This window comes from Pseudomonas sp. JV245A, assembly GCF_032424515.1.
GTDB lineage: Bacteria > Pseudomonadota > Gammaproteobacteria > Pseudomonadales > Pseudomonadaceae > Aquipseudomonas > Aquipseudomonas protegens.
This window is the reverse complement of record NZ_VYKE01000025.1, coordinates 19,431-44,493: the sequence shown is the minus strand read 5'-3', so window position 1 is coordinate 44,493 and position 25,063 is coordinate 19,431. Positions and strand designations below refer to the sequence as shown.

The following is a 25,063-nucleotide window of genomic DNA, read 5'->3' as shown; positions in this document are numbered from 1 at the left end:
AATGAAAGTATTGCATTTTTATAAGACTTCATACCCAGATACCATGGGCGGGGTTGAACAAGTAATTAATCAAATTGCCCGTGGCGCCAAAAGATTGGGTGTTGAAACCGATGTTCTGTCACTGACCTCTGAAAGATTGCCGCGCTCATTTGAGGTAGATGGTTATACAGGGCATCGAGCCAGGATGGACTTGCAGGTGGCCTCGACTGGATTCTCCGCTTCTGCTTTTTTCAGATTTGCGAAACTTGCTAAGGAAGCGGATATAGTTCATTACCATTTTCCTTGGCCGTTCATGGACTTGGTGCATTTTGCCACCCGTGTCAAGAAGCCAACAATTGTAACTTATCATTCCGATATAATTAGGCAGAAAAATTTGTTGAAAATTTATCGGCCATTGAAGTTAAAATTTTTGGGGGATGTTCAACATATAGTAGCAACCTCTCCTAATTACTTTGAAACTAGCGATGTTCTAAGGAGGTATTCTGACAAAGTCAGTGTTATCCCGATTGGCTTGGATAAATTAAGTTACCCTTCTGTGCCACCATCATTGCTCGAGGCTTGGCGTGAAAGAGTCGGATCTAAATTTTTCTTGTTTGTCGGGGTTATTCGTTACTATAAAGGCTTGCATATACTGATGGAGGCTGGCCAAGGGTTGAACCACCCCATTGTCATTCTTGGTGCGGGGCCTATCGAATTAGAGTTAAAGGCCCAGGCTGAAGCTCTCGGTTTGTGCAATGTTCACTTTTTGGGGCAACTGCCAGACGAAGACAAGGTTGCATTGCTTACGCTTTGCTACGGAGTGGTATTTCCATCCCATTTGCGCTCCGAGGCTTTCGGTATCTCGCTGCTCGAGGGAGCAATGTATGGAAAGCCAATGATTTCAAGTGAGATTGGTACCGGTACTACATTCATCAATATTCATGGGGAGACCGGTATGGTTGTGCCTCCTAGTGACGCAGGGGCCTTGCGTCAGGCCATGAACTATCTTTGGGACAACCCCGTGCATGCCGCAAATATGGGGGAAAACGCTGAAAAGAGATATTGGGAACATTTTACTGCGGAGCAGATGGTTCGATCATATGTGGGCTTGTACTCGGAGCTGATAGCGACGTTTCACTCTAGATAAAATAAAGGCGTATTGAGCTCTTGGTGGTTAAACGATAGCAAGGGTTCAAGAACCTTGCCAATTTAATGACCGTTTGTTTTTATGTACTCGCTTGGTTATCAGGAAGAGTGGTTTTTCAAGTCGAGATACTCCAGGATTTTTTGTACTCCGGTTGCTATGGCCTCTTCCTGTGTATTGATCCGGATGTCTGGATTGATGGGCACTTCATAAGCCGAGTCTATGCCGGTGAAGTTCCTGATCAACCCAGATCTGGCTTTGTCGTACAGGCCTTTGGGGTCTCTTCGTTCACATTCGACCAAGGGGGTATCAACAAATACCTCTATGAATCTATCGGTAGAAATTACTTCCCTGGCCATGGCTCGGTCACGTTGGAATGGAGAAATGAACGCGGTGATCACGATAACACCAGCATCTACAAATAATTGAGCGACCTCGGCAACTCTTCGGATATTTTCCTCGCGATCGATATCGCTGAAACCTAGATCGCGACATAGCCCCATTCGAACATTATCGCCGTCCAGGAGATAAGTATGATGTCCAAGTTCAAACAGAGCCTGTTCAAGGGCATTTGCCAGTGTTGATTTACCCGCACCGCTCAATCCGGTAAACCATATAACTGCCGGCCGCTGCTTTTTCAGGTTGGCTCGAGCGTGTGCATTCACCGTGGAATATTGAAATACCAACTCTTGAGTCATGCGTTATTCATCCTTAGAAACGTCCTGGACAGTTATGCCTCTATACCTGGGCTCATGCCGAATATAAAAATTCACATTCAGTGAAGGCTATCTCGGAAGCTCTGGTTGGAGCTTGTCCAGAGGGACAGTTCGGTCGTTATCGATAGCTGAGCACTATCTTTTAACAGGAGTATTCAATATTTGCCATGTCGCGGTTTAATTGTTTGCGAAGTGGCCATCGATCTCATAGCTAGCAGGTGGATTTTTATAGCGGAGTGACTTATGCAGAGGCAGCCTGCGGCGGCTAAGAGCTGACCGGTCAGAGTGACGTGTATATGGAAACATCAGCATTCGAGTTCAGGTGAATTTTTTCATTCATTGAAGGGCTCGTTCCCACGCTCTGTCTGGGTGGGAACGATTTATTTCTTCAGATTTTGTTCAAATCGTTATTGCGCGTTTCCTTCAGGCACAGCACCGCGATCAGGCTCAGGATCGCCGCCCCTGAAACATACCCCCCAACCCAGCTCAAACCGCCCATCGTCACCAGTTTCTGGGCGAAGAACGGCGCGGCCGAAGCTCCGACGATGCCCCCCAGGTTGTACGCCGCCGAAGCGCCGGTATAGCGCACGCGGGTCGGGAACAGTTCCGGCAGCAGGGCGCCCATCGGGGCGAAGGTGACCCCCATCAGGAACAGTTCGATGCACAGGAACAGCGCCACGCCGGCGGTGGAACCCTGGGTCAGCAGGGGTTCCATGGTGAAGCCGGACAGAATCGCCAGCACGCCGCCGACAATCAGCACCGGCTTGCGCCCGAAGCGGTCGCTGGCCCAGGCCGACAGAGGCGTGGCCGCGGCCATGAACAGCACGGCGAAGCACAGCAGGCCGAGGAAGGTTTCCCGGCTGTAGCCCAGGGTAGCGACGCCGTAGCTCAGGGAAAACACCGTGGAGATGTAGAACAGGGCGTAGCACACCACCATCGACGCGGCGCCGAGCAGTACCGGTAGCCAGTACTGGCTGAAGAGTTCCACCAGTGGCATCTTCACCCGTTCCTGGCGTGCCACGGCGTTGGCAAAGACCGGGGTTTCGTGCAGCTTCAGGCGCACGTACAGGCCCACCATCACCAGGGCGGCGCTGAGCAGGAAGGGAATGCGCCAGCCCCAGGAGCGGAACTGCTCGTCATCCAGGCCCATGGCCAGGGCCAGGAAGAGGCCGTTGGCAGCGAGAAAACCGATGGAGGGGCCCAACTGCGGGAACATGCCGAACCAGGCGCGCTTGCCTTCTGGTGCGTTCTCCGTGGCCAGCAGCGCGGCGCCGCCCCACTCGCCACCCAGCCCCAGGCCCTGGCCGAAGCGCAGCACGCAAAGCAGGATGGGCGCCCAGGCGCCGATGCTGGCGTAGCCTGGCAGTACGCCGATCAGGGTGGTGCACACGCCCATCAGCAGCAGCGAGGCAACCAGGGTCGACTTGCGTCCAATACGGTCGCCGAAGTGGCCGAACAGTGCCGAGCCCAGGGGGCGGGCAAGGAAGGCGATGCCGAAGGTCAGGAACGCCGAGAGCATCTGGGCGGTGCCGGAGGTCTGGGGAAAGAATACCGGCCCTATCACCAGTGCGGCGGCGGTGGCGTAGACGTAGAAGTCGTAGAACTCGATGGCGGTGCCGATAAAGCTGGCAGTGGCCACCCGCGAGGCGGAATTGCTCGGTTGGGCAGGCGTGGTGGCGCTGTAGGCGGTGCTGGTCGTCATGTGGTTATCCCTGACAGTCTGTGCTCCGGTGGAGCGAATTATTATGGTCGAGCACCCAGGGATGTGGGTTTGGCGCGGTCGTCCCTCGGGATGGGAGTGACGTCGAACAGAAGGGCTGGTTATCGGCAGGTTTGCGCTGGGTGCGGGTAGCACGCGGGTCTGCACAGGGCTTGGGTAAGCGGATCGATTATAGAAAGGCGGCTAACGATTCAACAAGGGGCTTGGCGGCTGCCGGGCTGGCGAGAAGGTTTTCGACCTTCAGGGGCGCCATTGGCTGCGGCGGCAGGCGATCAGATGCGGGCGGGGACGCTGCTGGTGTGCCAGATCAGTACGCGGCTGACGCGGTTTTCCTCGGTTTCGAGGATTTCCAGGCGGTAGCGGCCGATTTTCAGGCACACCGCGCTGTCGGGGATGGTTTCCAAGGCTTCGGTGACCAGGCCGTTGAGGGTCTTGGGACCGTCGCTGGGCAGGTGCCAGCCCAGGCTCTTGTTCAGCTCGCGGATCGATGCCGCACCTTCCACCACATAGCGGCCATCGGCCTGGGGGTGGATGTGCGGGTTGTCCAGGCTGTGCTCGCTTTCGAGCTCGCCGACGATTTCTTCGAGGATGTCTTCCAGGGTGACGATGCCCAGCACTTCGCCGTATTCGTCCACCACCATGCCCAGGCGCCGTTGCTGCTTGTGGAAGTTGAGCAGTTGCAACTGCAACGGGGTGCTTTCCGGGACGAAGTAGGGCTCGTGGCAGGCCGCCAGCAGGGCGTCCTTGGTCAGGCTGGCGTCCGGCAGCAGGTGACGGATCTGCCGGGTGTTGAGCACCGCTTCGACCTGGTTGATATCGCTGTGGAACACCGGCAGCCGTGTGCGTCTGTTCAGGCGCAGTTGGGCGATGATGTCCTCGATCGGGTCGTCCAGGTTGATGCCGTCCACTTCGCTGCGGGGCACCAGGATGTCATTGACGGTGATGTTGTCCAGGGCGTGGATGCCGGACAGGGCATGTGGCTCCTGTGGCGTGGGCTCGTCGTCCAGTAGCGCCGGGTCGTCGTCACTGTGCTTGACCGCGCCGGCCTTGCGGGCAAACGGGCGCAGCAGCAACTGGCTGAGGGTGTCGAGCAGCCAGGCCAGGGGATAGACGATTTTCATCGGGATGAGCAGCAGGCTGTTGCCAAAGCCCAAGGTACCTTCCGGGTAGCGCACGGCCAGGGCCCGCGGCAGGTATTCGGCCAGCACCAGCAGGGCGCAGGTGCTGATCAGGCAGGCCAGCCAGGGGCCATTTTCCGCCCAGTAGAACAGCGCCAGCAGGGTGCTGATGATCACCGCCAGGACCCGGCACAGGGTATTGCACAGGATCAGGCTTTCCTTGGGGAAGGCCAGGCGTGCCTGGGACTTGTCGCCATTGCGCGAGTTGCCGCGCAGGGTCAGCAGGTGCTGCTGGGCGGCATCGATAGCGGTGAACAGGCCCGACCAGACGATGAGCAGGGCGATTACCGCGAGCATGGGCCCGGTGGGCAGGGAATCGGTCATGGCCGGTCGTCAGATGTGCAGGATGTATTCACGAACCAGCTTGCTGCCAAAGTAGGCCAGCATCAGCAGGCAGAAACCTGCCAGGGTCCAGCGAATTGCCTTGTGCCCGCGCCAGCCGAGGCGATTGCGGCCCCATAGCAGCACGCTGAACACTACCCAGGCCAGGCAGGCCAGCAGTGTCTTGTGCACCAGGTGCTGGGCGAACAGGTTCTCGACGAACAGCCAGCCGGAGATCAGCGACAGCGACAGCAGGGTCCAGCCGGCCCAGAGAAAACCGAACAGCAGGCTTTCCATGGTTTGCAGCGGCGGGAAGTTCCTGATCAGCCCGGACGGGTGCTTGTTCTTCAGCTGATGGTCCTGCACCAGCAGCAACAGGGCCTGGAACACCGCGATGGTGAACATGCCGTAGGCCAGGATCGACAACAGGATGTGGGCGAGGATCCCGGGTTCCTCATCGATCACCGGCACTGTGCCGGTGGGGACGAATTGCGCCAGTAGCGCGGTCAGGGCGCCGAGCGGGAACAGCAGTACCAGCAGGTTTTCCACCGGGATGCGCCAGCAGGCCAGCAGGGTCAGGGCGATGACTGCAGCGGCAATCAGGCTGGCGGCGCTGAAGAAGTCCAGGCCCAGGCCGACCGGAGTTAGCAAGTGGGTCAGCAGGCTGGCGGCATGGGCCAGCAAGGCCAGGATGCCGAGCGTAACCAGCAGGCGCTTGTTCGCCTTGGCGCCTGTGGCCAGGCGGGAGCCTTGGTAGAAGGTCGCAGCGGCATAAAGGACGGCGGCGGCGAGGGTGGGTAGCAAACTGGGTGACAAGGGGAGCATAAATCCTGTTAGGCAGGCCCGAAAGTCGCTGAGTTTGGCATAGAACCCAGAGCCCTGAAAGACCAGGCAAGCAGACGGCGAGGTGTCCGCCACGCACAGTCTTCGCTATAATCCGCGACCTGCCCACGCCGCAGGCTCATCGAGCACCTGTTTATTACGCTCTGGGCCGCCATTACCCCCGGTCTACCTTGGGCCTGAAAGGATCGAGCATGTTTGAAAACCTAACCGACCGTCTCTCGCAGACGCTGCGCCATGTCACCGGCAAGGCCAAGCTGACCGAGGACAACATCAAAGACACCCTGCGCGAAGTGCGCATGGCGCTGCTCGAAGCCGACGTTGCGTTGCCGGTGGTCAAGGACTTCGTCAACTCCGTGAAGGAGCGTGCGGTCGGCACCGAAGTGTCCCGCAGCCTGACGCCGGGCCAGGCTTTTGTGAAGATCGTCCAGGCCGAGCTGGAAAGCCTGATGGGCGCGGCCAACGAAGATTTGAACCTCAGCGCAGTGCCACCGGCCGTGGTGCTGATGGCCGGTCTGCAGGGTGCGGGTAAGACCACCACCGCCGGCAAGCTTGCGCGCTTTCTTAAAGAGCGCAAGAAAAAGAGCGTGATGGTGGTCTCCGCGGACGTCTACCGTCCGGCGGCTATCAAACAGCTGGAAACCCTGGCCAATGATATTGGCGTGACCTTCTTCCCATCGGACCTGAGCCAGAAGCCGGTAGCTATTGCCGAAGCGGCTATTAAGGAAGCGAAGCTCAAGTTCATCGATGTCGTGATTGTCGACACCGCCGGTCGCCTGCACATCGACAGCGAGATGATGGACGAGATCCAGGCGCTGCACGCGGCCATCAAGCCGGTGGAAACCCTGTTCGTGGTCGACGCCATGACCGGTCAGGACGCCGCCAACACCGCCAAGGCCTTTGGCGAAGCGCTGCCGCTGACCGGTGTGATCCTGACCAAGGTCGACGGCGATGCCCGTGGTGGTGCCGCGCTGTCGGTGCGGGCCATTACCGGCAAGCCGATCAAGTTCATCGGTATGGGCGAGAAGAGCGAAGCCCTGGAGCCGTTCCACCCTGAGCGCATCGCTTCGCGCATCCTCGGCATGGGCGACGTGCTCAGCCTGATCGAACAGGCTGAAGCGACCCTCGACAAGGACAAGGCCGACAAGCTTGCTAAAAAACTGAAGAAGGGCAAGGGCTTCGACCTCGAAGACTTCCGCGATCAGTTGCAGCAGATGAAGAACATGGGCGGTCTCGGCGGCCTGATGGACAAGCTGCCGAACATCGGTGGCGTGAACCTGGCGCAGATGGGCAATGCCCAGGGCGCGGCAGAGAAGCAGTTCAAGCAGATGGAAGCCATCATCAACTCCATGACCCCGGCCGAGCGCCGCGACCCCGAGCTGATCAGCGGTTCGCGCAAGCGCCGGATCGCCCTGGGTTCCGGCACCCAGGTGCAGGACATCGGTCGCTTGATCAAGCAGCACAAGCAGATGCAGAAGATGATGAAGAAGTTCTCCGCCAAGGGCGGTATGGCCAAGATGATGCGCGGCATGGGCGGTATGTTGCCCGGCGGCGGCATGCCGAAGATCTGAAGAATCCGCGCCGGCCGTCATGCCGGCGCTTTTTCCACGGGGACGTGGAATCCCGGGCAAACCCTCGATTGGGGTGCGCTCACTCGCTGTCGCTTGCGGCAGCTCCATGGCAAATCTGAATGGCAGCCGACGGGCGCCGGAAAAAGTCATTTGCAAAAGTCCGGATATTCCTTAGAATATGCGGCCTTTCGGGCACCCATGCCCGCTGTGCATTTAGATTTGCAGCACCGACTACAGGAACGATGTTCACATGCTAACAATCCGTCTTGCCCTTGGCGGCTCCAAAAAGCGCCCGTTTTACCACTTGACCGTGACCGACAGCCGCAACCCACGCGACGGTTCGCACAAAGAACAAGTTGGCTTCTTCAACCCGATCGCTCGTGGTCAAGAAGTCCGCCTGTCCGTGAACCAAGAGCGCGTAGCCTACTGGCTGAGCGTTGGTGCACAGCCTTCTGAGCGTGTTGCTCAGTTGCTGAAGGAATCGGCTAAGGCTGCAGCCTGAACCCTATGAACGCGACGCCAGCTCCTGCTGATGATTTGATCGTTATCGGCAAAATCTACTCTGTTCATGGCGTTCGCGGCGAAGTGAAGGTCTTTTCCTTTACTGATCCGATTAAAAACCTGTTGGACTACAAAACCTGGACGCTCAAGCGCGAAGGTAGCGTGAAGCAGGTTGAGCTGGTCAGCGGACGCGGGAACGACAAGTTCCTGGTCGCAAAGCTCAAGGGTCTTGATGATCGCGAGGAAGCTCGTCTTCTGGCCGGTTACGAGATCTGCGTGCCGCGCAGCCTGTTCCCTGAACTGACCGACGGCGAGTACTACTGGTACCAGCTGCAAGGTCTCAAGGTTATCGACGGCCTCGGGCAACTGCTCGGGAAGATCGATCACCTGCTGGAGACCGGCTCGAACGATGTAATGGTGGTCAAGCCTTGCGCTGGCAGCCTGGATGATCGCGAACGCCTGTTGCCCTATACCGAGCAATGCGTGTTGGCTGTCGACCTGGCCGCGGGCGAGATGAAGGTGGAATGGGATGCGGACTTCTAAGCGTGGCTAACTTGCGCGTAGAAGTGATCAGTTTGTTTCCCGAGATGTTCTCCGCCATCAGCGAGTACGGCATAACCAGCCGCGCGGTGAAACAGGGGCTGTTGCAGCTGACCTGTTGGAATCCGCGAGACTACACCACGGATCGACATCACACTGTGGACGATCGCCCGTTTGGCGGTGGTCCGGGCATGGTGATGAAGATCAAGCCCCTGGAAGATGCACTGGTTCAGGCCAGAAACGCAGCCGGGGAGGGCGCGAAGGTGATCTACCTGTCGCCCCAAGGCCGCCAACTGAATCAGTCGGCGGTGCGCGAGTTGGCGAATGAGGATGCATTGATCCTGATTGCTGGTCGTTATGAAGGCATTGACGAGCGTTTTATTGATGCTCATGTCGATGAAGAGTGGTCGATTGGCGACTATGTACTCTCCGGTGGCGAGCTGCCGGCGATGGTCCTGATTGATGCGGTTACGCGACTGCTGCCCGGAGCTTTAGGGCATGTGGATTCCGCGGAGGAAGATTCCTTCACGGACGGTCTGCTGGATTGCCCGCACTACACCCGACCGGAGGTGTATGCGGATCAGCGTGTTCCCGACGTGTTGCTAAGTGGCAACCACGCACACATCCGGCGTTGGCGTTTACAGCAGTCCCTTGGTCGGACCTATGAACGACGCGCCGATCTTCTGGAAAGCCGCTCGCTTTCTGGAGAAGAGAAGAAGCTGCTCGAGGAATATCTCCGCGAGCGGGACGATAGTTAACAACGTATCGATGGTAGATCCGACGATTTACCTTAGGAGCACAGCATGACCAACAAAATCATCCTTGCACTCGAAGCAGAGCAGATGACCAAAGAGATCCCAGCCTTTGCCCCGGGCGACACCATTGTCGTTCAGGTGAAAGTGAAGGAAGGTGATCGTTCCCGTCTGCAGGCGTTCGAAGGCGTAGTTATCGCCAAGCGCAACCGCGGTGTGAACAGCGCGTTCACCGTACGTAAAATCTCCAACGGCGTTGGCGTAGAGCGTACTTTCCAGACCTACAGCCCGCAGATCGACAGCATGGCTGTCAAGCGTCGCGGTGACGTGCGTAAAGCCAAGCTGTACTACCTGCGCGACCTGTCGGGTAAAGCAGCTCGCATCAAGGAAAAACTGGCTTAAGTCCAGCTTCCGATGCAGAAAAAAGCAGCCTACGGGCTGCTTTTTTGTTGCCTGTCATTTAATGCCCGGAGCGGTTCAGCAGGGCGCAGACCGTGTTGGCGATCCGTTCCAGCAGTACCTCGTCATAAGGCAGCCAGGGCAGGGCGGTCAATTTGCCGCTTTGCGCCGCCAGGGCCATCTCCACGGGTTCGCCATCGCGTGTCACGCGCCCGGTGGCCAGATGCACCGCATGGTCGCCGATGCGGACATGGCGCCCCTCCATCGACAACACCCCCTGCTCGATAAGTGGGGCGAAAGCCCTGCCCAGCACGTTCTGGCGCATCAGAGCCATCTGGGTGAGGTTGTGCCCGGCCAGCAGGTTCAGGCGTTGCTCGCGCCTGGCTGTCGGCATTTGCGGCAGGGGCTGGCCGGTGGCGCTCTGTGCCAGCTCTTCGATGGCGAAACTGCTGACGCTCACCAGCAGGTCGATGGCCCGGCAGGCTTCTGAAAACACCTGCGGCGGCACATCCTGCAGCAGCATCGGCTGCCAGTGTTTATCGGTGCGCCGAGCGAAGCTTGCGCTGCCGGACAGGCAGTGCCCCTGCAGCCCCGGATAGAGTGCCGCGTCCACCGCAAAGCTCACCCGGATATCCCCCAGGTTCCGGCTCAGGCCGCTGTCCCTGTCGATCTTCCAGCCTTCGCGGCGGGCCAGGCCGATCAGGGGGCGGATGGACAGGCTGTATCCGGCGAATGCCTGGCAGGTGTGGCTTTCCAGCTCTTGCTGAGAGGGCAGGTAGTACTCGCGAAACACTTGGCGCAGCGGTTGTTTGATCCGGCGTTCGCTGATCAGGGCCTGCCAGGCGTGGCGCTCTGCGGCGTTGGCTGACAGCGGGTGCCATAGCGAAATCCTGCACCCGGCATCCAGGCTCAGCGGTTGGCCCCGGGAGTCTAGCGCTTGCGCATCTGCGTCCAGCAGGAAGCTGCGGCGTTGGCCATCTGTGCAATGGGCAACCCAAACCAGTGAGCGGGCAAAGGGCGAGCCCACGGCGGAGTCCGCCAGTTGCGCTCGCCAGTCGCGCAAAGACAACTCAAAGGCTTGCCACAGCCCGGATTCCAGGCAACTGGCCAGAAGCCCGTGCTGGGCCTTGCCGGGCGTGCTGGTGGGGGCCAGGCGCAGGGCGATCTCGGGGCGTTGGGCCAGGCCGCGTTCGGCAGGTTTGAGGTTGCGGGCGAGTTTTTTCTGGATGCTGGCATGGCGCACCAGGCCCAGGGCGCTGCGCAGTGCCTGCACGCTTTCCGGGGTTGGCACCTGCTCGATGCAATGCCCCAGGGCAATGGCCAGGGACTGCGACGGCGCAGTCTTGGCCTGGGTCGGGGCGACGCAGGCCTTGGGCAGCAAAATGTCCATTAGTGGCGGCAGCCAGGAGGCATCGCGCAGCAGGGCGACCCGCGCGGCGCGGGCGATCACCGGAGTGTCATCGGTGGTAAAGGCGCCATCGGCCACATAGGGCGTGGCGCCGTTGTGGATGGCGTCCAGGCGCTGGGCTGCGGTACTGAGGATCTGCTGTGAGAATTCGACGTACGCCGCGTCATCCATCAGCACCCTGGCCGGATCGGCGCTCAGGTGATGATGGCCGGTCCAGTACTCGCTGCCGGCCAGGGCCTGCCGTGAGCGAGGCTCCAGTTGCCCAAGCAGTTCGAACTCCTGCCGGGCGTAGGGCGCATCGGCGTAGTGTTGTTCCACACAACGCCGCAGCGCCGTGCGGGTTTCTTCATCCACCCATTGCGCCAGCACGTACGCCTGGTGGTAGTACAGCGCCCACTGTGGGCCCGGCTCCGCAAGGATCCTGCGCAGTTCCTCGGCCAGGGCGGGGCTCGGTGTTCCGCTGAAACAGGCCAGTTGTTCCAGCGCTTCCTGCCAGTTCACGCAACTGCGCAGCGCCTCCAGCAGGGTGGTTTGATCGAGGGCCGGGCTCAGCTCCAGTTGCGTGGCCTGCTGCACGATCGCGGTCGCCAGTTGCTGCGCTGCCGGGTTGGCATGATCGCGCAGGGCTCGGCGGATGGCCGGCCACAGGCTGCCCAATTGAGCGGGCGTCAATGGGCTGATGTCGGGCGGCGGGCCGATGAAGTTCGGATGATCCACTCGGTCGGTGTTCAGGCGTTGTTGCAGGTGCGCGACGAGCGAAGGCGCGAGCGGGGCATCCATGGCGGCGGGTCTCCTTTTTCAGTGCGCGGATAATCGCATTTTTTATCGCCGGTTGTGGCCTCTGGCCCCTGGCGGGTTCTTTCGGCCCCTGCCGGGCGGCGATATACTCGCCGGCCCAATAAAGTGTGATCGCCCGATCCGTGCAGCCTGCACGGACGCCCAGGGTGCGTCGCATCCTCCCGGCAATCCTGGCCTGGTTCTATCCACAGGCAGGCCGCCCCGATTATTCCCATCAAGCCTTGGGTCGCTGCCCTGCAGCGCTCATGGGCGTTCCATGCCCGCAGCGTGCCCGTGCGCGGATCCATCCATTCAGGCAGTAGTCCGATGACCCTTCGTGAGCAAGAAATCCAGCGCCGTACCGAACTCTCGGTGACCCGCGTGACCAAGGCGGTATTCCCGTCCACCACCAATCATCACAACACCCTGTTCGGCGGCACTGCCCTGGCCTGGATGGACGAGGTTTCGTTTATCGCCGCGACCCGCTTCTGCCGGCTGCCGCTCGTGACGGTGTCCACCGACCGCATTGATTTCAACCATCCGATTGCCGCAGGTTCGATCGTCGAATTGGTGGGGCGAGTGGTGAAGGTGGGTAACACCAGCCTCAAGGTCGAAGTCGAGGTGTTTGTAGAGAGCATGAGCTGTGATGGTCGGGAAAAGGCCATCCATGGCTTGTTCAGCTTTGTCGCCATCGACGATGACAAGCGCCCGGTGCCGGTGCTTCCAGGGTTTGCGACGTAGGAGCCGGCGTGCCGGCGAATAAGCCATCGGGCCTCTTCGCTGGCAAACCAGTTCCTGCAAGGGGGAGCGTTACAGGGACTCGGGCTGGATCAGGGCCAGCAGCGTCCAGCCTGCCGCCGGCTTGAGGCTGCTGTCTGGGGTGACGACATGCACCCAGCCGCTACTGTCGCGGGCAAACAGCAGAGTGGCGCGTTCGCCGTGCAGGGCCTGGTAATCGTCCCAGCCAAAGGCTTCGGTCAGGTTGGTGCTGTACAGCTCCGCGCCCTGGCCCAGCAGGCTGGCCAGCTTGGTGTAGGTCAAGGCCTCGCTGCCCAGCAACTGGCCGCGGTGTTCGTGGCTGGCCCGGTGCTTGTCGGTGCGCCGGCTTTCCTGGCTGTTGGCCAGGGCGAACAGGCGCTGGTGGCCGAAGTCGTGGCGAAAGCGCATGGCGGCCAGGGTGTTCAGCTCTCCTGAGGGCGAGAGTGCAAGCAAGTGGCCCAGGCCCACCAGGTCCAGATGGGCGTCGGCGTGCTGCGAGGCCGGGTTGCCGAAATAGGTGGGCAGCCCTTCCATGCGCGCCGCGCGAATGTTTTCCCAGCTGGAGTCGGTCAACAGCACCCGGCTGCCCAGTTGCTGCAAGGCTTTGCCAAGGGTCCGTGCCGGGCCGTTGGCGCCGACGATGAGAAAGCCGCTGGGCGCCGGCTCGGCGACTTTCAACAGGCGCGCCAGGGGGCGAGCCGTGGCGCTTTGCAGGACCACGGTGCCGATGATCACGGCAAAGGTCAGTGGCACCAGCAGCAATGCCCCCTCATGACCGGCTTCATCCAGGCGGATGGCGAAGATCGCCGACACCGCTGCTGCAACAATCCCCCGTGGGGCAATCCACGCCAGCAAGGCGCGTTCACGCCAGTTGAGGTTGGAACCGGCCGTGGACAGCAGCACGTTCAGTGGCCGGGCGATGAACTGGATCACCAGCAGCAGGATCAGCACCAGCGGGCCCAGGGCAATCAGCGCCTTGAGGTCCAGGCGTGCCGCCAGCAGGATGAACAGCCCGGAAATCAGCAGCACGCTGAGGTTTTCCTTGAAGTGCAGGATGTGCCGCACATCCACGCCCTTCATGTTGGCCATCCACATGCCCATCAGGGTCACCGCCAGCAGTCCGGATTCGTGCATCACCTGGTTGGAAGCGATGAAGATTCCCAGCACTGCCGCCAGGGTTGCCAGGTTGTGCAGGTATTCCGGCAGCCACTGGCGGCGCATGATGCTGCCCAGGACCCAGCCGCCGGCGATGCCGAACAGGCTGCCGCACAGAATCACCCCGCCAAAGGTCAGCAGGCTCTGGCTCAGGCCCGCGCCCTCGGCGCTGGCGATGATGAAGCTGTAGACCACCACCGCCAGCAGGGCGCCGATAGGGTCGATGACGATGCCTTCCCAGCGCAGGATATTGGCGATCGAGGCCTTGGGCCGCACTACCCGCAGCATGGGCACGATCACCGTCGGTCCGGTGACCAGGGTCAGGGTGCCGAACAGCAGGGCCAGCATCCAGTCGAAGCCCAGCAGCCAGTGGGTGGCCAGGGTGATCACGGCCCAGGTGGACAGCGCGCCGATGGTCACCAGGCGGTGCACCACACTGCCGATCTCGCGCCACTCGGAGAGGTGCAGGGTCAGGCTGCCTTCGAACAGGATCAGCGCCACCGCCAGCGAAACCAGGGGCATCAGCAGCGGGCCGAACATCTCCTGCGGGTCGAGCCAGCCCAGTATCGGCCCGGCCAGAATGCCGCTGAGCAACAGAAAGAGAATGGCCGGCAGTTTCAGCCTCCAGGCCAGCCACTGGCAGCCCAGCGCGGCCACGCCGATGCCGCCGAAGGCCAGCAGAATCTGTTGTTCACTCATCAATGCACCCTGTTCCTGAAAATGGCTGGCTATGAAAGACTAGCGACCCTGCGCGCAGTTCACTATTTTTTTACGCCTGGCCTCTGGGCCGCGCCTTTCGAGTCTTTATGCCTGCCATCGACCACCCCCTGATCGACCGTTTTCTCGACGCCCTGTGGTTGGAGAAAGGCCTGTCCGACAACACACGCGACGCCTATCGCAGTGACCTGGCGTTGTTCAACGGCTGGTTGCAGGAGCAGGGGCTGGAGTTGCCGCGGGCCGGGCGCGAGCTGATCCTCGATCACCTGGCCTGGCGCGTGGAGCAAGCCTACAAGCCCCGCTCGACAGCGCGATTCCTCTCGGGCGTGCGTGGTTTCTATCGCTATCTGCTGCGGGAAAAGCTGATTGAAATCGATCCCACCTTGCAGATCGACATGCCGCAACTGGGGCGTCCGTTGCCCAAGTCGCTGTCGGAGGCGGATGTGGAAGCGCTACTGGCCGCGCCGGACCTGAGCGAGGCCATCGGCCAGCGCGACCGGGCCATGCTCGAAGTGCTCTATGCCTGCGGCCTGCGGGTTACCGAGCTGATCAGCCTGACCCTGGAGCAGGTCAACCTGCGCCAGGGCGTGCTGCGGGTCATGGGCAAGGGCAGCAAGGAGCGCCTGGTGCCCATGGGCGAGGAGGCGATTGTCTGGGTCGAGCGCTACATGCGTGATGCCCGTGCCGAGCTGCTGGGCGGGCGTCCCAGCGACGTGCTGTTCCCCAGCCTGCGTGGCGAGCAGATGACCCGCCAGACCTTCTGGCATCGGATCAAGCACCAGGCCAAGGTCGCCGGGATCGGCAAGGCGCTGTCGCCCCACACCTTGCGCCATGCCTTCGCTACCCATCTGCTCAATCACGGCGCCGACCTGCGAGTGGTGCAGATGCTGTTGGGCCATAGCGACCTGTCCACCACCCAGATCTATACCCATGTGGCCCGCGCCCGGCTGCAGGATCTGCACGCCAAGCACCATCCGCGCGGTTGATTTGCCTTCCGGGCCGCGCTTTGCGTCGCCCGTAGTCGGTGCCGGCAAACAGATGTGATAGGCTTTGCCGGTTTGCAAAACGGCTGTTTGCGAGCGGTTGCCATGGTGATCGCTGCGAGTGGCCCATTTGCCCGCCTTCAGGAGTTCCCATGCGCTTGACCCAGATTTTTGCCGCCGCCTCCCTGGCGCTGCTCAGCACTTTTGCCATGGCCGATGACAGTGCCGAGAAAGCCATCCGCAAGAGCCTCGAGACCCTGCAGCTCGAAACGCCTGTGGAAAGCATTACCGCCAGCCCCATGGGCGGCCTGTACGAAGTCAAGCTCAAGGGCAGCCGCGTGCTGTACGCCAGCGCCGACGGCCAGTTCGTGGTCCAGGGCTACCTGTTCCAGCTCAAGGATGGCAAGCCGGTCAACCTCACCGAAAAAACCGAGCGCCTGGGCATTTCCAAGTTGATCAACGGCATTCCGGTCGCGGAAACTGTGGTCTATCCAGCCATTGGCGAGACCAAGACCCACATCACCGTGTTCACCGACACCACCTGCCCGTACTGCCACAAGCTGCACGCCGAAGTGCCCGAGCTGAACAAGCTGGGTGTGGAAGTGCGCTACGTGGCGTTCCCGCGCCAGGGCCTGGGCTCGCCGGGTGACGAACAGCTGCAGGCGGTCTGGTGCTCGGCGGACAAGAAAGCCGCGATGGACAAGATGGTCGACGGCAAGGAAATCAAGGCCGCCAAGTGCGCCAACCCGGTGTCCAAGCAATTCGCCCTGGGCCAGTCGATCGGTGTCAACGGCACCCCGGCCATCGTTCTGGCCGATGGCCAGGTGATTCCCGGCTACCAGCCGGCACCGCAGATCGCCAAACTGGCCCTGGGTGCGAAATAATCCTGCATCGTCACGCTAGCCTTTGACGATCATGGCCCGCCGGCCAAGCCGGCGGGCCATTAATAGAGAGCCGCGCAGTTTGCGGCTGTATTCCACGGCCGGCCTAGAGTCGGCCGTTTTATGGGGAGTTCAGAGTGAATCCGGTCAAAGTAGGCATCTGTGGGCTGGGTACTGTCGGTGGCGGTACCCTAAACGTACTTCAGCGCAACGCCGAGGAGATTGCCCGCCGTGCCGGGCGTGGAATCGAAGTAGCGCAGATTGCTACCCGTACGCCAAAGCCGCAGTTCCAAACGACCGGTATTGCGATTACCAACGATGTCTTCGCCGTGGCCACCAACCCTGAAATCGATATCGTCATCGAGCTGGTGGGCGGCTACACCGTGGCCCGTGACCTGGTGCTCAAGGCCATCGAGAACGGCAAGCACGTGGTCACCGCGAACAAGGCGCTGATCGCCGTGCACGGCAACGAGATCTTCGCCAAGGCCCAGGAGAAGGGCGTGATCGTGGCCTTCGAAGCCGCCGTGGCCGGTGGCATCCCGGTGATCAAGGCGATCCGCGAAGGCCTGTCGGCCAACCGCATCAACTGGCTGGCGGGGATCATCAACGGCACCGGTAACTTCATCCTCTCGGAAATGCGCGAGAAGGGCCGCACCTTTGAAGACGTGCTGGCCGAAGCCCAGGCCCTGGGCTACGCCGAAGCCGATCCGACCTTCGACGTCGAAGGCATCGATGCCGCGCACAAGCTGACCATCCTGGCGTCCATCGCCTTTGGTATCCCGCTGCAGTTCGACAAGGCCTACACCGAAGGCATCACCAAGCTCACCACCGCCGACGTGAACTACGCCGAGGCCCTGGGCTACCGCATCAAGCACCTGGGTGTGGCGCGCCGCACCGAGGCCGGTATCGAGTTGCGGGTGCACCCGACCCTGATTCCGGCCGATCGCCTGATCGCCAACGTCAACGGTGTGATGAACGCGGTCATGGTCAATGGCGATGCCGCCGGTTCGACCCTGTTCTACGGCGCCGGCGCGGGCATGGAGCCGACCGCTTCCTCGGTGGTGGCCGACCTGGTGGACGTGGTTCGCGCCATGACCAGCGACCCGGAAAACCGCGTGCCGCACCTGGCGTTCCAGCCTGACTCGCTGTCGGATCATCCGATCCTGCCGATCGAGTCCTGCGAGAGCGCCTACTACCTGCGCATCCAGGCCAAGGATCATCCCGGCGTCCTGGCCCAGGTGGCGAGCATCCTCTCGGAGCGCGGCATCAACATCGAATCGATCATGCAGAAGGAAGTGGAAGAGCAGGACGGCCTGGTGCCGATGATCCTGCTGACCCACCGTGTTCTGGAGCAGCACATCAACGATGCGATCACCGCCCTGGAGGCCCTGCAGGGCGTCGTTGGCCCGGTGGTGCGTATCCGCGTCGAACATTTGAATTAATGAAGCAGCCGCAAGTGGCAAGCGGCAAGCGCCAAGTCAGAAGCTGATCGGCTTTGACTTGAGGCTTGAAGCTTGCGGCTTGAGGCTCAAACCGAAGGTTTGTCCCCATGCGCTATATCAGTACTCGTGGCCAGGCACCGGCCCTGAATTTCGAAGATGTGCTGCTGGCAGGTCTGGCCAGCGACGGCGGTCTCTATGTGCCAGAGAACCTGCCGCGTTTCACTCAGGAAGAAATCGCTTCCTGGGCTGGCCTGCCGTATCACGAGCTGGCGTTCCGGGTCATGCGCCCGTTTGTCACCGGCAGCATTCCGGACGCCGATTTCAAGAAGATCCTTGAAGAAACCTACGGCGCCTTCTCCCACAACGCCATTGCGCCGCTGCGTCAGCTCAATGGCAACGAGTGGGTGCTGGAGCTGTTCCATGGCCCGACCCTGGCATTCAAGGACTTCGCCCTGCAACTGCTGGGTCGCCTGCTGGACTACGTGCTGGAGAAGCGCGGCGAGCGCGTGGTGATCATCGGTGCCACCTCCGGTGACACCGGCTCGGCGGCCATCGAAGGCTGCAAGCGGTGCGACAACGTCGACATCTTCATCCTGCATCCGCACAACCGTGTATCGGAAGTGCAGCGCCGGCAGATGACCACCATCCTCGGCGAGAACATCCACAACATCGCCATCGAAGGCAACTTCGACGACTGCCAGGAAATGGTCAAGGCCAGCTTCGCCGACCAGGGCTTCCTCAAGGGCACCCGCCTGGTGGCGGTGAACTCGATCAACTGGGCGCGGATCATGGCCCAGATCGTCTACTACTTCCACGCGGCCCTGCAGTTGGGCGGCCCGGCACGTTCCATCGCGTTCTCGGTGCCCACCGGCAACTTCGGCGACATCTTCGCCGGCTACCTGGCGCGCAACATGGGCCTGCCGATCAGCCAGCTGATCGTCGCCACCAACCGCAACGACATCCTGCACCGCTTCATGAGCGGCAATCAGTACGTCAAGGAAACCCTGCACGCGACCCTGTCGCCGTCCATGGACATCATGGTCTCGTCGAACTTCGAGCGTCTGCTGTTCGACCTGCACGGTCGCAACGGCGCGGCCCTGGCGGCTTTGATGGACAGCTTCAAGCAGGGCGGCGGTTTCAGCGTCGAACAGGATCGCTGGACCGAAGCGCGCAAGCTGTTCGACTCCCTGGCGGTGAACGACGAGCAGACCTGCGAAACCATCGCCGAAGTCTTCGCCCAGACCGGCGAAGTGCTGGACCCGCACACCGCGATCGGGGTCAAGGCCGCCCGTGAATGCCGGCGCAGCCTGGATACACCCATGGTGGTCCTGGGCACCGCGCACCCGGTCAAGTTCCCGGATGCGGTGGAAAAGGCCGGTGTCGGCAAGGCTCTGGAGCTGCCGGCGCATCTGTCCGACCTGTTCCAGCGTGAAGAGCGCTGCACGGTCCTGGCCAACGACCTGAAAGCGGTGCAGGCTTTTGTCAGCCAGCACGGCAATCGTGGCAAGCCGCTCTGATTCATTGGCTTCGCCGACTAACAAGCCCGTCTTCTGACGGGCTTTGTTTTTTCTTGCCCCAGTGGCATGAGTGTGGCTCGCAAGACGTCGGGAGGCCCGGATGATTCGCCGTCGAACCTATCGGAAACTGCCCGTCCAGCGCTGGCTGTGCGGGCCTGTGCTGGTCTGTGCAATATTCGCTTGGGCGGCACCTGCCTACGCCGCTCAGAACCTGTCTTTCAAGTTGGTGCCGGCCTTTGTCGATCTCGACCCCTTGCCCCTGGCTCCCGCCGAGCAGCGATGGCTGAAAAGCCACCGGACCCTAAGGGTGGGGATTTCCATCGATGACTACCAGCCCATCGACATCACTCGCGACCGTAACCGTTACCAGGGCATCAGCGCCGATTACCTGAGCCTGGTGGGCGAGCGCCTGGGGACGTCCATGGAGGTCCTGGGCTTTTCCGAGCGCGAGCAGGCGGTGGAAGCGCTGCGCAACGGCGCCATCGATGTGCTGACCAGTGCCAACGGCTATGAGCGCGGGGCGCCGGGGCTGCGTTTTACCAGTGACTACATGCCGGACCTGGCGGTGGTCGTGGTGCGTCGGGACGAGCCGCAGCCCAGTGACGACCTGGCGGGCAAGAAGGTGGTGCTGCTGGACGGCTACGCCAATGCCGCCCAGGTCCATGCGGCCTATCCCGACAGCCAGATCATGCTTTCACCGAACCTCTACAGCGGCCTGGAAGCGGTGAAGCAGGGGGATGCCGACGCCTTCATCGGCAACGAGGTGATCGTTCGCGCCTACAAGGCCCTGCGTCCCTACCTGGGGTTGCAGATCCACGTGGAAAGCCGCCTGCCGCCCACCGGCTTTGCCTTCGCCACCCGCGACAGCAATGTGCTGCTGGCGCAGTTGCTGGAAAAGGCCCTGCAAAGCATCGATGAATCCATACGCCGGGAAATCCAGGCTCGCTGGACCACTGGCCTTGGGGCGAGCAACTTCGCTGAGCCGATCGAGCTCAGCGCCCAGGAACAGGCCTGGATCCTCCAGCACCAGCATGTGGTGGTGGCCTCCCAGCAATACCCGCCCCATGTGTTCAAGGACAAGGAAGGCCAGTGGACCGGCCTCAATATCGACCTGCTCAACCGTATCTCGCGCATGACCGGGCTGCATTTCGTGCAGAAGGAAAGCCAGACTACTGCCCAGACTCTGGAACTGCTGGAAAGCGGACAGGCGCAGATGAACACCACCCTCACGGCCAGCGACGACCGGCGGTTGTTCCTGAACTTCTCCCATGCCTTCGGCGGCGCGGCGTGGGTGTTCGTGGTGCGTCCCGAGGACCGGCGCCTGAGCAGCCTGAAGCAGATGGCGGGGGAGGTGCTGGTGCTTCCGGCCCGGCACACCCTGGAGAGCTTTATCCGGCGCAACTACCCGGACATTCGCCTGCGCAGCGTTGCCAGCTATGAAGAGGCCCGGGCCCTGGTCAGCAATGGCGAGGCCATGGCGACTATCCAGAGCGAGGTGCAAGCCCTGGGGCCGGCCGAGACCGGGGTGATGGTAGGGCGCAGTGTCGAGGGCACCTGGTCGGCCGACGAGTTTTCCGTGCGCAAGGACCAGCCCGAGCTGCTGAGCATTCTCAACAAGGCACTGGAAGCCTTGCCGGTAGCGGAGCTCAGCGCTCTGCGCCTGAAATGGCTGGGGGCTACGCCAGTGCCGGTGCCTGCCTGGCAGCGCGTGCCGAACTGGGTGTATTGGGCGATTGCCACAGCACTGCTGTTCGGCCTGATTTCCCTGGCCTGGAACAGTCGCCTCAAGCGCCAGATCCAGCAGCGATTGCTGGCTGAACAGCGGCTCAATGATCAACTGGTGTTCAAGCGGGCTTTGCTCGACGGTATTCCCAACCCGATATTCGTGCGCGACCTGCAGGGGCGTTTGATGACCTGCAACAAGAGTTATGAACAGCAATTGGGCACCAGCCTGGCGCAGATCCAGGGGCGGCAACTGACCGAACTGGACATCCTGCCGCCGGCCACCGCCCAGCAGTTGCATGGTGAGTTCATGCAGTTGCTGGCCTCCGGTGAATCGGTGTTCGCCGACCGACAGGTGGAGTCCAGGGATGGCCCTATCGATGTCTATCAGTGGGCGGTGCCCTTCTACAGTGCAGAAGGGCAGTTGCAGGGCTTGCTGGGCGGCTGGATCGACATCACCGAGCGCAAGCGCCTGGAGAACCAACTGGTGGAGGCGCGCCAGGCGGCCGATCAGGCCAACGCGGCGAAGACGGCTTTCCTGTCCACCATGAGCCACGAGATCCGCACACCGATGACCGCCATCCTTGGCCTGCTGGAGCTGGAGAAAGAGCAGGCGCGGCTGCGCGGCGTGCCCTTTTCCGAAGCCCTGCGGGTGGCTTACCAGTCTGCCCAGGAATTGATCGGCCTGATGGGCGATAGCCTGGACCTGGCCAAGATCGAGGCCGGGTATATGCACCTGGTGCCCCAGGTCACCGCCCTCAAGCCGTTTTTCGAGAGTATCCGGCAGTTGTTCGAGGTCACGGCGCGCAACCAGGGCGTGCAGTTGCAGCTGGTGTTCAGTGAGCGGGCCAAGGGCCGTTATCTGTTCGACCCGGCGCGCCTGCGCCAGGTAGTGCACAACCTGTTGAGCAACGCGCTGAAATTCACCGCCCAGGGCGAGGTGCGGATGACGGTGGAGTGCCAGCCTGACGAGTCCGGCCTTGAGTGCCTGCGCATCAGCGTTGCGGACACCGGCCGCGGTATCAGCGCCGAGCAGCAGGCCAAGCTGTTCACGCCTTTTGTCCAGGCCGATGCCATGACCTCGTCAGCCTACGGCGGCACCGGGCTGGGGTTGAGTATCTGCCGGCAACTGGTGGAACTGATGGGCGGGCGGATTCACCTGCTCAGCGAGCCCGGGGTCGGTACCGTGGTGTCGCTGGAGTTGTACCTGGAGCGGGTCAGTGACGATTTCGAGTCTGGGCCGGCGTCGACGCAGGAACGTCCGCCGAGCCGGAGCATGGAGGTGCTGGTGGTGGATGACTTGAGCGCCAACCGCATGGTCCTGTGCCAGCAACTGATGTTCCTCGGGCACCGGGTGGTGGCTTGTGACAATGCCCGGGAGGCGTTGCAGCAATGGCGTGGCGGCACCTTCGACGCGGTGATGACTGACTGCAACATGCCGGACATGAGCGGCTACGCCCTGGCCGAGGCGATACGCCAGGCCGAGGCACAGGAAGGGCGCGGGCGTTGTCCGGTGATCGGCTGCACCGCCAATGCCTTTGAAGATGAACGCGAGCGCTGCGAGGAGGCCGGAATGGATCAACTGCTGGTCAAGCCGGTAACCCTGGATCAGTTGGCCCAGGCCCTGGCGCGCTTCCTGCCGCCGCCATCCTTCAACATCCAGACCTTGCGCAGCATGACCCAGGCCGACGACCAGGTGCTGCAACGCATGCTGCACGAGTTGTTGCGCAACCTCGCCGAGGAGCAGCAGGCGCTGGAAGCGGCGCACCAGGCCCGCGACCGGGAACGCCTTGGGGGTACCCTGCATCGGCTCAAGGGCGTGTGCTGCCTGATCGATGCCCTGCCCCTGGCCAGGGCCTGTATCGAGCTCGAGGGGCTGGTCAAGGGGCGGCAGGACGAGGCCATCGATCGTCATTGGCCATTGTTGCTGGAGGTCATCGCCAGCTTGCGCAGTGATATCCAGGCTGTCCTGGATGATTAAGACTTGTCCTATGTGTGCGTAGGAATTGTCTGATTAACCTGCCGGTTCGTTGTGGATACTTGCCACGCACGTCGTACCGGAGGTTGCCCCATGCATTCGCTTAAAGTGCTGATTCTCGAAGATAACTCGTTCCAGCTGATGGCCCTGCACCAGATGCTCAACGCCAATGGCGTGTTCAATGTGCTGACCGCCGAGAGTGTCGAGGCCGCGCGGCGTTCGCTGGACAGCAAGGGGCCGGTGGATATCGCCATCTGCGACCTGTACCTGGAGCAGGCCGACGGGCTGGAGTTGATCCGTGACCTGGCCCGCCAGGAGCGGGCCCGGGCGCTGATCATCCTCAGCGATGCTGAAGAGGATGTGCTGGAGGGGGCGGCCGGCATGGCCCGGGAGCTGGGCCTGAAAGTGCTGGGCTGCCTGCCCAAGCCGGCCTCGGTGACGGTGATCGGTGACTTGCTCACGGCCTACCAGCAGCACTCCAGGCAGGGGGCGCCGGCGCCGGACCAGGCGTTGCTGCGGGACTTGCTCGGGCTGGAGCCGTTTTCCCTCGACAGCGTCACCCAGGAGGAAGGGCTGGCGGCGATCCTGGGCCACGGCGTGGCGCATTTCCAGCCGGTCATCCAGCCCCACGGCGAGCTCCAGGGGGTCGAGGCCCTGGCCCGCTGGCAGCACCCCGAGCGCGGGCTGCTGATGCCCGGGGAGTTTCTGCCATTGATCGAGTTCGCCGGCCTGCAGGAGATCTTTACCTGGCACATGCTGGAACAGGCCCTGGAGCTGGCGGCCGGGGTGAAGCTGGTGATGGGCCATTCGTTGCCGGTGGCAGTGAACATTCCCATCGGCATCCTTGAACGGCCGCTGTTTCCCCGTCAGTTGGAGGCCTTGCTCAGGCGTTTCGAAGTGCCAGCCCGGCTGCTGACCCTGGAAATCATCGACACCACCCGGCTACAGACCGATACCGCCCATGTGGAGGCGCTGCTGCGCCTGCGGATGATCGGCTGCAAATTGTCCATCGGCGACTTCGGCATCGGCGGCACCAGCCTGCAGCGCCTGCTGGAACTGCCCTTTACCGAGTTGAAGATTCCCCCGGTGTTCGTGGCGGGCATGGCGGCCGACGAGCGCAAGGTGGCCCTGGTCGGTGGGGCGATGAACATGGCCCGGCGCATGTCCCTGGGAGTGGTGGTGGCCGGGATCGAGAGCGAGGCCGACTATAAGGCGGCCAAGGCCCTGGGGGCGGCCCATCTGCAGGGCTGCTTCCTGGCCGGGCCGATGAGCGCTGCCCAGATGCGCCAGTGGCTGGCGCAGGCGCTGGACCGGGGTGCTGAGGGGGCTGGCGCTGAGGGCCTGTGTGCCTAGGACAGCCCGTGCTCCTGCACGTAGATGTACAGCGCGGCTTCGCTGGACAGGCCGAGCTTGCGCATGGCACTGACCTTCTGCGCACTGACGGTCTGCTTGCTGCGGTTGAGTTGCGCGGCAATTTCCCCGACCGCATGGCCAGCGGCCAACAGGCGGATCACTTCCAGCTCCCGCGGCGACAACTGATCGCTGGAAACCAGGCGGTCCGGCCCCACTTCGCCGGCCAGGCTCAGGGCCTGCTTGATGGCCTGGGCGATGTAGGGCTTGTGTTGCCGTGCCCGGGCGATGGCGGTCGGCAGCTCGTCCGCCAGGCTGGCCTTGCTCAGCAGGCCCGTCACTCCCAGATCGAGGATCGAGCGGAACAGCCCGGGGTGGTTGAGCATGGTCACCACCACGATGGGCAGGTCGGGGTGGTGGCGGCGCAGCTGTTCGATCAGGCGCAGGCCGTCGTTCTGCTGTTCGGCTGGCATCATGAAATCCGTCACCAGCACATCGCATTCGATCTCCTGCATCAGTTGCGCCAGGGCGGAGGGCGAGCTGGCCTCGCCGACGATGGCCAGGCTGTCGTCCTGTTCCAGGACGGCGCGCAGGCCAATGAGGAAGATCGGGTGGTCGTCGGCAAGGATGATGCGCAATTTGTTGTTCGTCGTTGCTTTCAAAGCTGAGCTCCAATGCAAAGGCGGCGTTGTTTGCGCCTGGTCGGCCGTTTT

20 protein-coding genes are annotated in these 25,063 nt (G+C 61.9%); 13 read left to right on the top strand and 7 right to left on the bottom strand.

Annotated elements, in window-relative coordinates; translation table 11 throughout:
- Nucleotide 1 precedes the first annotated feature (1 nt).
- Nucleotides 2-1,126, top strand: a complete 1,125-nt coding sequence (locus F6S12_RS10275) for a glycosyltransferase family 4 protein (RefSeq protein WP_125062606.1) — start codon at nt 2-4, stop codon at nt 1,124-1,126.
- Between the two features lie 98 nt (nt 1,127-1,224).
- Here F6S12_RS10275 and cysC read toward each other — a convergent pair whose 3' ends face one another.
- The 4 genes from cysC to F6S12_RS10255 form a co-directional block, all read right to left on the bottom strand.
- Nucleotides 1,225-1,821, bottom strand: coding sequence for an adenylyl-sulfate kinase (gene cysC, locus F6S12_RS10270; RefSeq protein WP_125062607.1), 597 nt, complete (start codon nt 1,819-1,821; stop codon nt 1,225-1,227).
- Between the two features lie 406 nt (nt 1,822-2,227).
- Nucleotides 2,228-3,541, bottom strand: coding sequence for an MFS transporter (locus tag F6S12_RS10265; RefSeq protein ID WP_125062608.1), 1,314 nt, complete (start codon nt 3,539-3,541; stop codon nt 2,228-2,230).
- A gap of 290 nt (nt 3,542-3,831) precedes the next feature.
- Complete coding sequence (locus tag F6S12_RS10260; RefSeq protein ID WP_315868878.1) at nt 3,832-5,061, bottom strand: transporter associated domain-containing protein; 1,230 nt, start codon at nt 5,059-5,061, stop codon at nt 3,832-3,834.
- A gap of 9 nt (nt 5,062-5,070) precedes the next feature.
- Nucleotides 5,071-5,883 (bottom strand): inner membrane protein YpjD, encoded by an 813-nt coding sequence (locus F6S12_RS10255; RefSeq protein ID WP_011059442.1) that lies wholly within the window; start codon nt 5,881-5,883, stop codon nt 5,071-5,073.
- 209 nt (nt 5,884-6,092) lie between these two features.
- Here F6S12_RS10255 and ffh point away from each other — a divergent pair, with 209 nt between their 5' ends.
- From ffh to rplS, 5 genes are all read left to right on the top strand, one after another.
- Entirely contained in the window at nt 6,093-7,469 is a 1,377-nt protein-coding gene (ffh, locus tag F6S12_RS10250; protein ID WP_161466239.1) for a signal recognition particle protein, read from the top strand.
- A 250-nt stretch (nt 7,470-7,719) separates the two neighbouring features.
- Nucleotides 7,720-7,971 (top strand): 30S ribosomal protein S16, encoded by a 252-nt coding sequence (rpsP, locus tag F6S12_RS10245; protein WP_007927680.1) that lies wholly within the window; start codon nt 7,720-7,722, stop codon nt 7,969-7,971.
- A 5-nt stretch (nt 7,972-7,976) separates the two neighbouring features.
- Entirely contained in the window at nt 7,977-8,513 is a 537-nt protein-coding gene (rimM, locus tag F6S12_RS10240) for a ribosome maturation factor RimM (protein ID WP_011059444.1), read from the top strand.
- On the top strand, nt 8,495-9,268 hold the full coding sequence (gene trmD, locus F6S12_RS10235) for a tRNA (guanosine(37)-N1)-methyltransferase TrmD (RefSeq protein WP_019094770.1): 774 nt from the start codon (nt 8,495-8,497) through the stop codon (nt 9,266-9,268). Before rimM ends, trmD begins: the two co-directional genes overlap by 19 nt.
- A gap of 45 nt (nt 9,269-9,313) precedes the next feature.
- Complete coding sequence (gene rplS, locus F6S12_RS10230; RefSeq protein WP_009047143.1) at nt 9,314-9,664, top strand: 50S ribosomal protein L19; 351 nt, start codon at nt 9,314-9,316, stop codon at nt 9,662-9,664.
- A gap of 58 nt (nt 9,665-9,722) precedes the next feature.
- Here the strand turns inward: rplS and F6S12_RS10225 are convergent, their stop codons facing one another.
- Nucleotides 9,723-11,849 carry a DUF4132 domain-containing protein gene (locus F6S12_RS10225; protein ID WP_315868877.1) on the bottom strand — a complete coding sequence of 709 codons (2,127 nt, stop codon included), beginning with the start codon at nt 11,847-11,849 and terminating at the stop codon, nt 9,723-9,725.
- A gap of 324 nt (nt 11,850-12,173) precedes the next feature.
- On the opposite strand from F6S12_RS10225, the gene F6S12_RS10220 reads away from it, so the two are divergent.
- Nucleotides 12,174-12,587 (top strand): acyl-CoA thioesterase, encoded by a 414-nt coding sequence (locus F6S12_RS10220; RefSeq protein WP_019094772.1) that lies wholly within the window; start codon nt 12,174-12,176, stop codon nt 12,585-12,587.
- A gap of 69 nt (nt 12,588-12,656) precedes the next feature.
- On the opposite strand, the gene F6S12_RS10215 is transcribed toward F6S12_RS10220, so the two are convergent.
- Nucleotides 12,657-14,459: a cation:proton antiporter gene (locus tag F6S12_RS10215; RefSeq protein ID WP_053149192.1), complete on the bottom strand. Its 1,803-nt coding sequence runs from the start codon at nt 14,457-14,459 to the stop codon at nt 12,657-12,659.
- 107 nt (nt 14,460-14,566) lie between these two features.
- Here F6S12_RS10215 and xerD point away from each other — a divergent pair, with 107 nt between their 5' ends.
- From xerD to F6S12_RS10185, 6 genes are all read left to right on the top strand, one after another.
- Nucleotides 14,567-15,463 (top strand): site-specific tyrosine recombinase XerD, encoded by an 897-nt coding sequence (xerD, locus tag F6S12_RS10210; protein ID WP_011059449.1) that lies wholly within the window; start codon nt 14,567-14,569, stop codon nt 15,461-15,463.
- A 149-nt stretch (nt 15,464-15,612) separates the two neighbouring features.
- Entirely contained in the window at nt 15,613-16,344 is a 732-nt protein-coding gene (locus tag F6S12_RS10205; RefSeq protein WP_011059450.1) for a thioredoxin fold domain-containing protein, read from the top strand.
- Nucleotides 16,345-16,478: 134 nt separating this feature from the next.
- A complete protein-coding gene (locus F6S12_RS10200) occupies nt 16,479-17,783 on the top strand; it encodes a homoserine dehydrogenase (RefSeq protein ID WP_011059451.1) in 1,305 nt (434 codons plus the stop codon).
- Nucleotides 17,784-17,890: 107 nt separating this feature from the next.
- Nucleotides 17,891-19,300 (top strand): threonine synthase, encoded by a 1,410-nt coding sequence (gene thrC, locus F6S12_RS10195; RefSeq protein ID WP_011059452.1) that lies wholly within the window; start codon nt 17,891-17,893, stop codon nt 19,298-19,300.
- Nucleotides 19,301-19,400: 100 nt separating this feature from the next.
- Nucleotides 19,401-23,003 carry an ATP-binding protein gene (locus F6S12_RS10190; RefSeq protein ID WP_315868876.1) on the top strand — a complete coding sequence of 1,201 codons (3,603 nt, stop codon included), beginning with the start codon at nt 19,401-19,403 and terminating at the stop codon, nt 23,001-23,003.
- Nucleotides 23,004-23,093: 90 nt separating this feature from the next.
- A complete protein-coding gene (locus F6S12_RS10185) occupies nt 23,094-24,353 on the top strand; it encodes an EAL domain-containing protein (RefSeq protein ID WP_011059454.1) in 1,260 nt (419 codons plus the stop codon).
- Here F6S12_RS10185 and F6S12_RS10180 read toward each other — a convergent pair.
- Nucleotides 24,350-25,012 carry a response regulator transcription factor gene (locus F6S12_RS10180; RefSeq protein WP_047335782.1) on the bottom strand — a complete coding sequence of 221 codons (663 nt, stop codon included), beginning with the start codon at nt 25,010-25,012 and terminating at the stop codon, nt 24,350-24,352. The two genes, F6S12_RS10185 and F6S12_RS10180, sit on opposite strands and share 4 nt — an antisense overlap.
- Nucleotides 25,013-25,063 lie beyond the last annotated feature (51 nt).

Coding starts and splice junctions, on each gene's coding strand:
- F6S12_RS10275 (WP_125062606.1), top strand. CDS start 2: ATGAAAGTATTGCATTTTTATAAGACTTCATACCCAGATACCATGGGC.
- cysC (WP_125062607.1), bottom strand. CDS start 1,821: ATGACTCAAGAGTTGGTATTTCAATATTCCACGGTGAATGCACACGCT.
- F6S12_RS10265 (WP_125062608.1), bottom strand. CDS start 3,541: ATGACGACCAGCACCGCCTACAGCGCCACCACGCCTGCCCAACCGAGC.
- F6S12_RS10260 (WP_315868878.1), bottom strand. CDS start 5,061: ATGACCGATTCCCTGCCCACCGGGCCCATGCTCGCGGTAATCGCCCTG.
- F6S12_RS10255 (WP_011059442.1), bottom strand. CDS start 5,883: ATGCTCCCCTTGTCACCCAGTTTGCTACCCACCCTCGCCGCCGCCGTC.
- ffh (WP_161466239.1), top strand. CDS start 6,093: ATGTTTGAAAACCTAACCGACCGTCTCTCGCAGACGCTGCGCCATGTC.
- rpsP (WP_007927680.1), top strand. CDS start 7,720: ATGCTAACAATCCGTCTTGCCCTTGGCGGCTCCAAAAAGCGCCCGTTT.
- rimM (WP_011059444.1), top strand. CDS start 7,977: ATGAACGCGACGCCAGCTCCTGCTGATGATTTGATCGTTATCGGCAAA.
- trmD (WP_019094770.1), top strand. CDS start 8,495: ATGGGATGCGGACTTCTAAGCGTGGCTAACTTGCGCGTAGAAGTGATC.
- rplS (WP_009047143.1), top strand. CDS start 9,314: ATGACCAACAAAATCATCCTTGCACTCGAAGCAGAGCAGATGACCAAA.
- F6S12_RS10225 (WP_315868877.1), bottom strand. CDS start 11,849: ATGGATGCCCCGCTCGCGCCTTCGCTCGTCGCGCACCTGCAACAACGC.
- F6S12_RS10220 (WP_019094772.1), top strand. CDS start 12,174: ATGACCCTTCGTGAGCAAGAAATCCAGCGCCGTACCGAACTCTCGGTG.
- F6S12_RS10215 (WP_053149192.1), bottom strand. CDS start 14,459: ATGAGTGAACAACAGATTCTGCTGGCCTTCGGCGGCATCGGCGTGGCC.
- xerD (WP_011059449.1), top strand. CDS start 14,567: ATGCCTGCCATCGACCACCCCCTGATCGACCGTTTTCTCGACGCCCTG.
- F6S12_RS10205 (WP_011059450.1), top strand. CDS start 15,613: ATGCGCTTGACCCAGATTTTTGCCGCCGCCTCCCTGGCGCTGCTCAGC.
- thrC (WP_011059452.1), top strand. CDS start 17,891: ATGCGCTATATCAGTACTCGTGGCCAGGCACCGGCCCTGAATTTCGAA.
- F6S12_RS10190 (WP_315868876.1), top strand. CDS start 19,401: ATGATTCGCCGTCGAACCTATCGGAAACTGCCCGTCCAGCGCTGGCTG.
- F6S12_RS10185 (WP_011059454.1), top strand. CDS start 23,094: ATGCATTCGCTTAAAGTGCTGATTCTCGAAGATAACTCGTTCCAGCTG.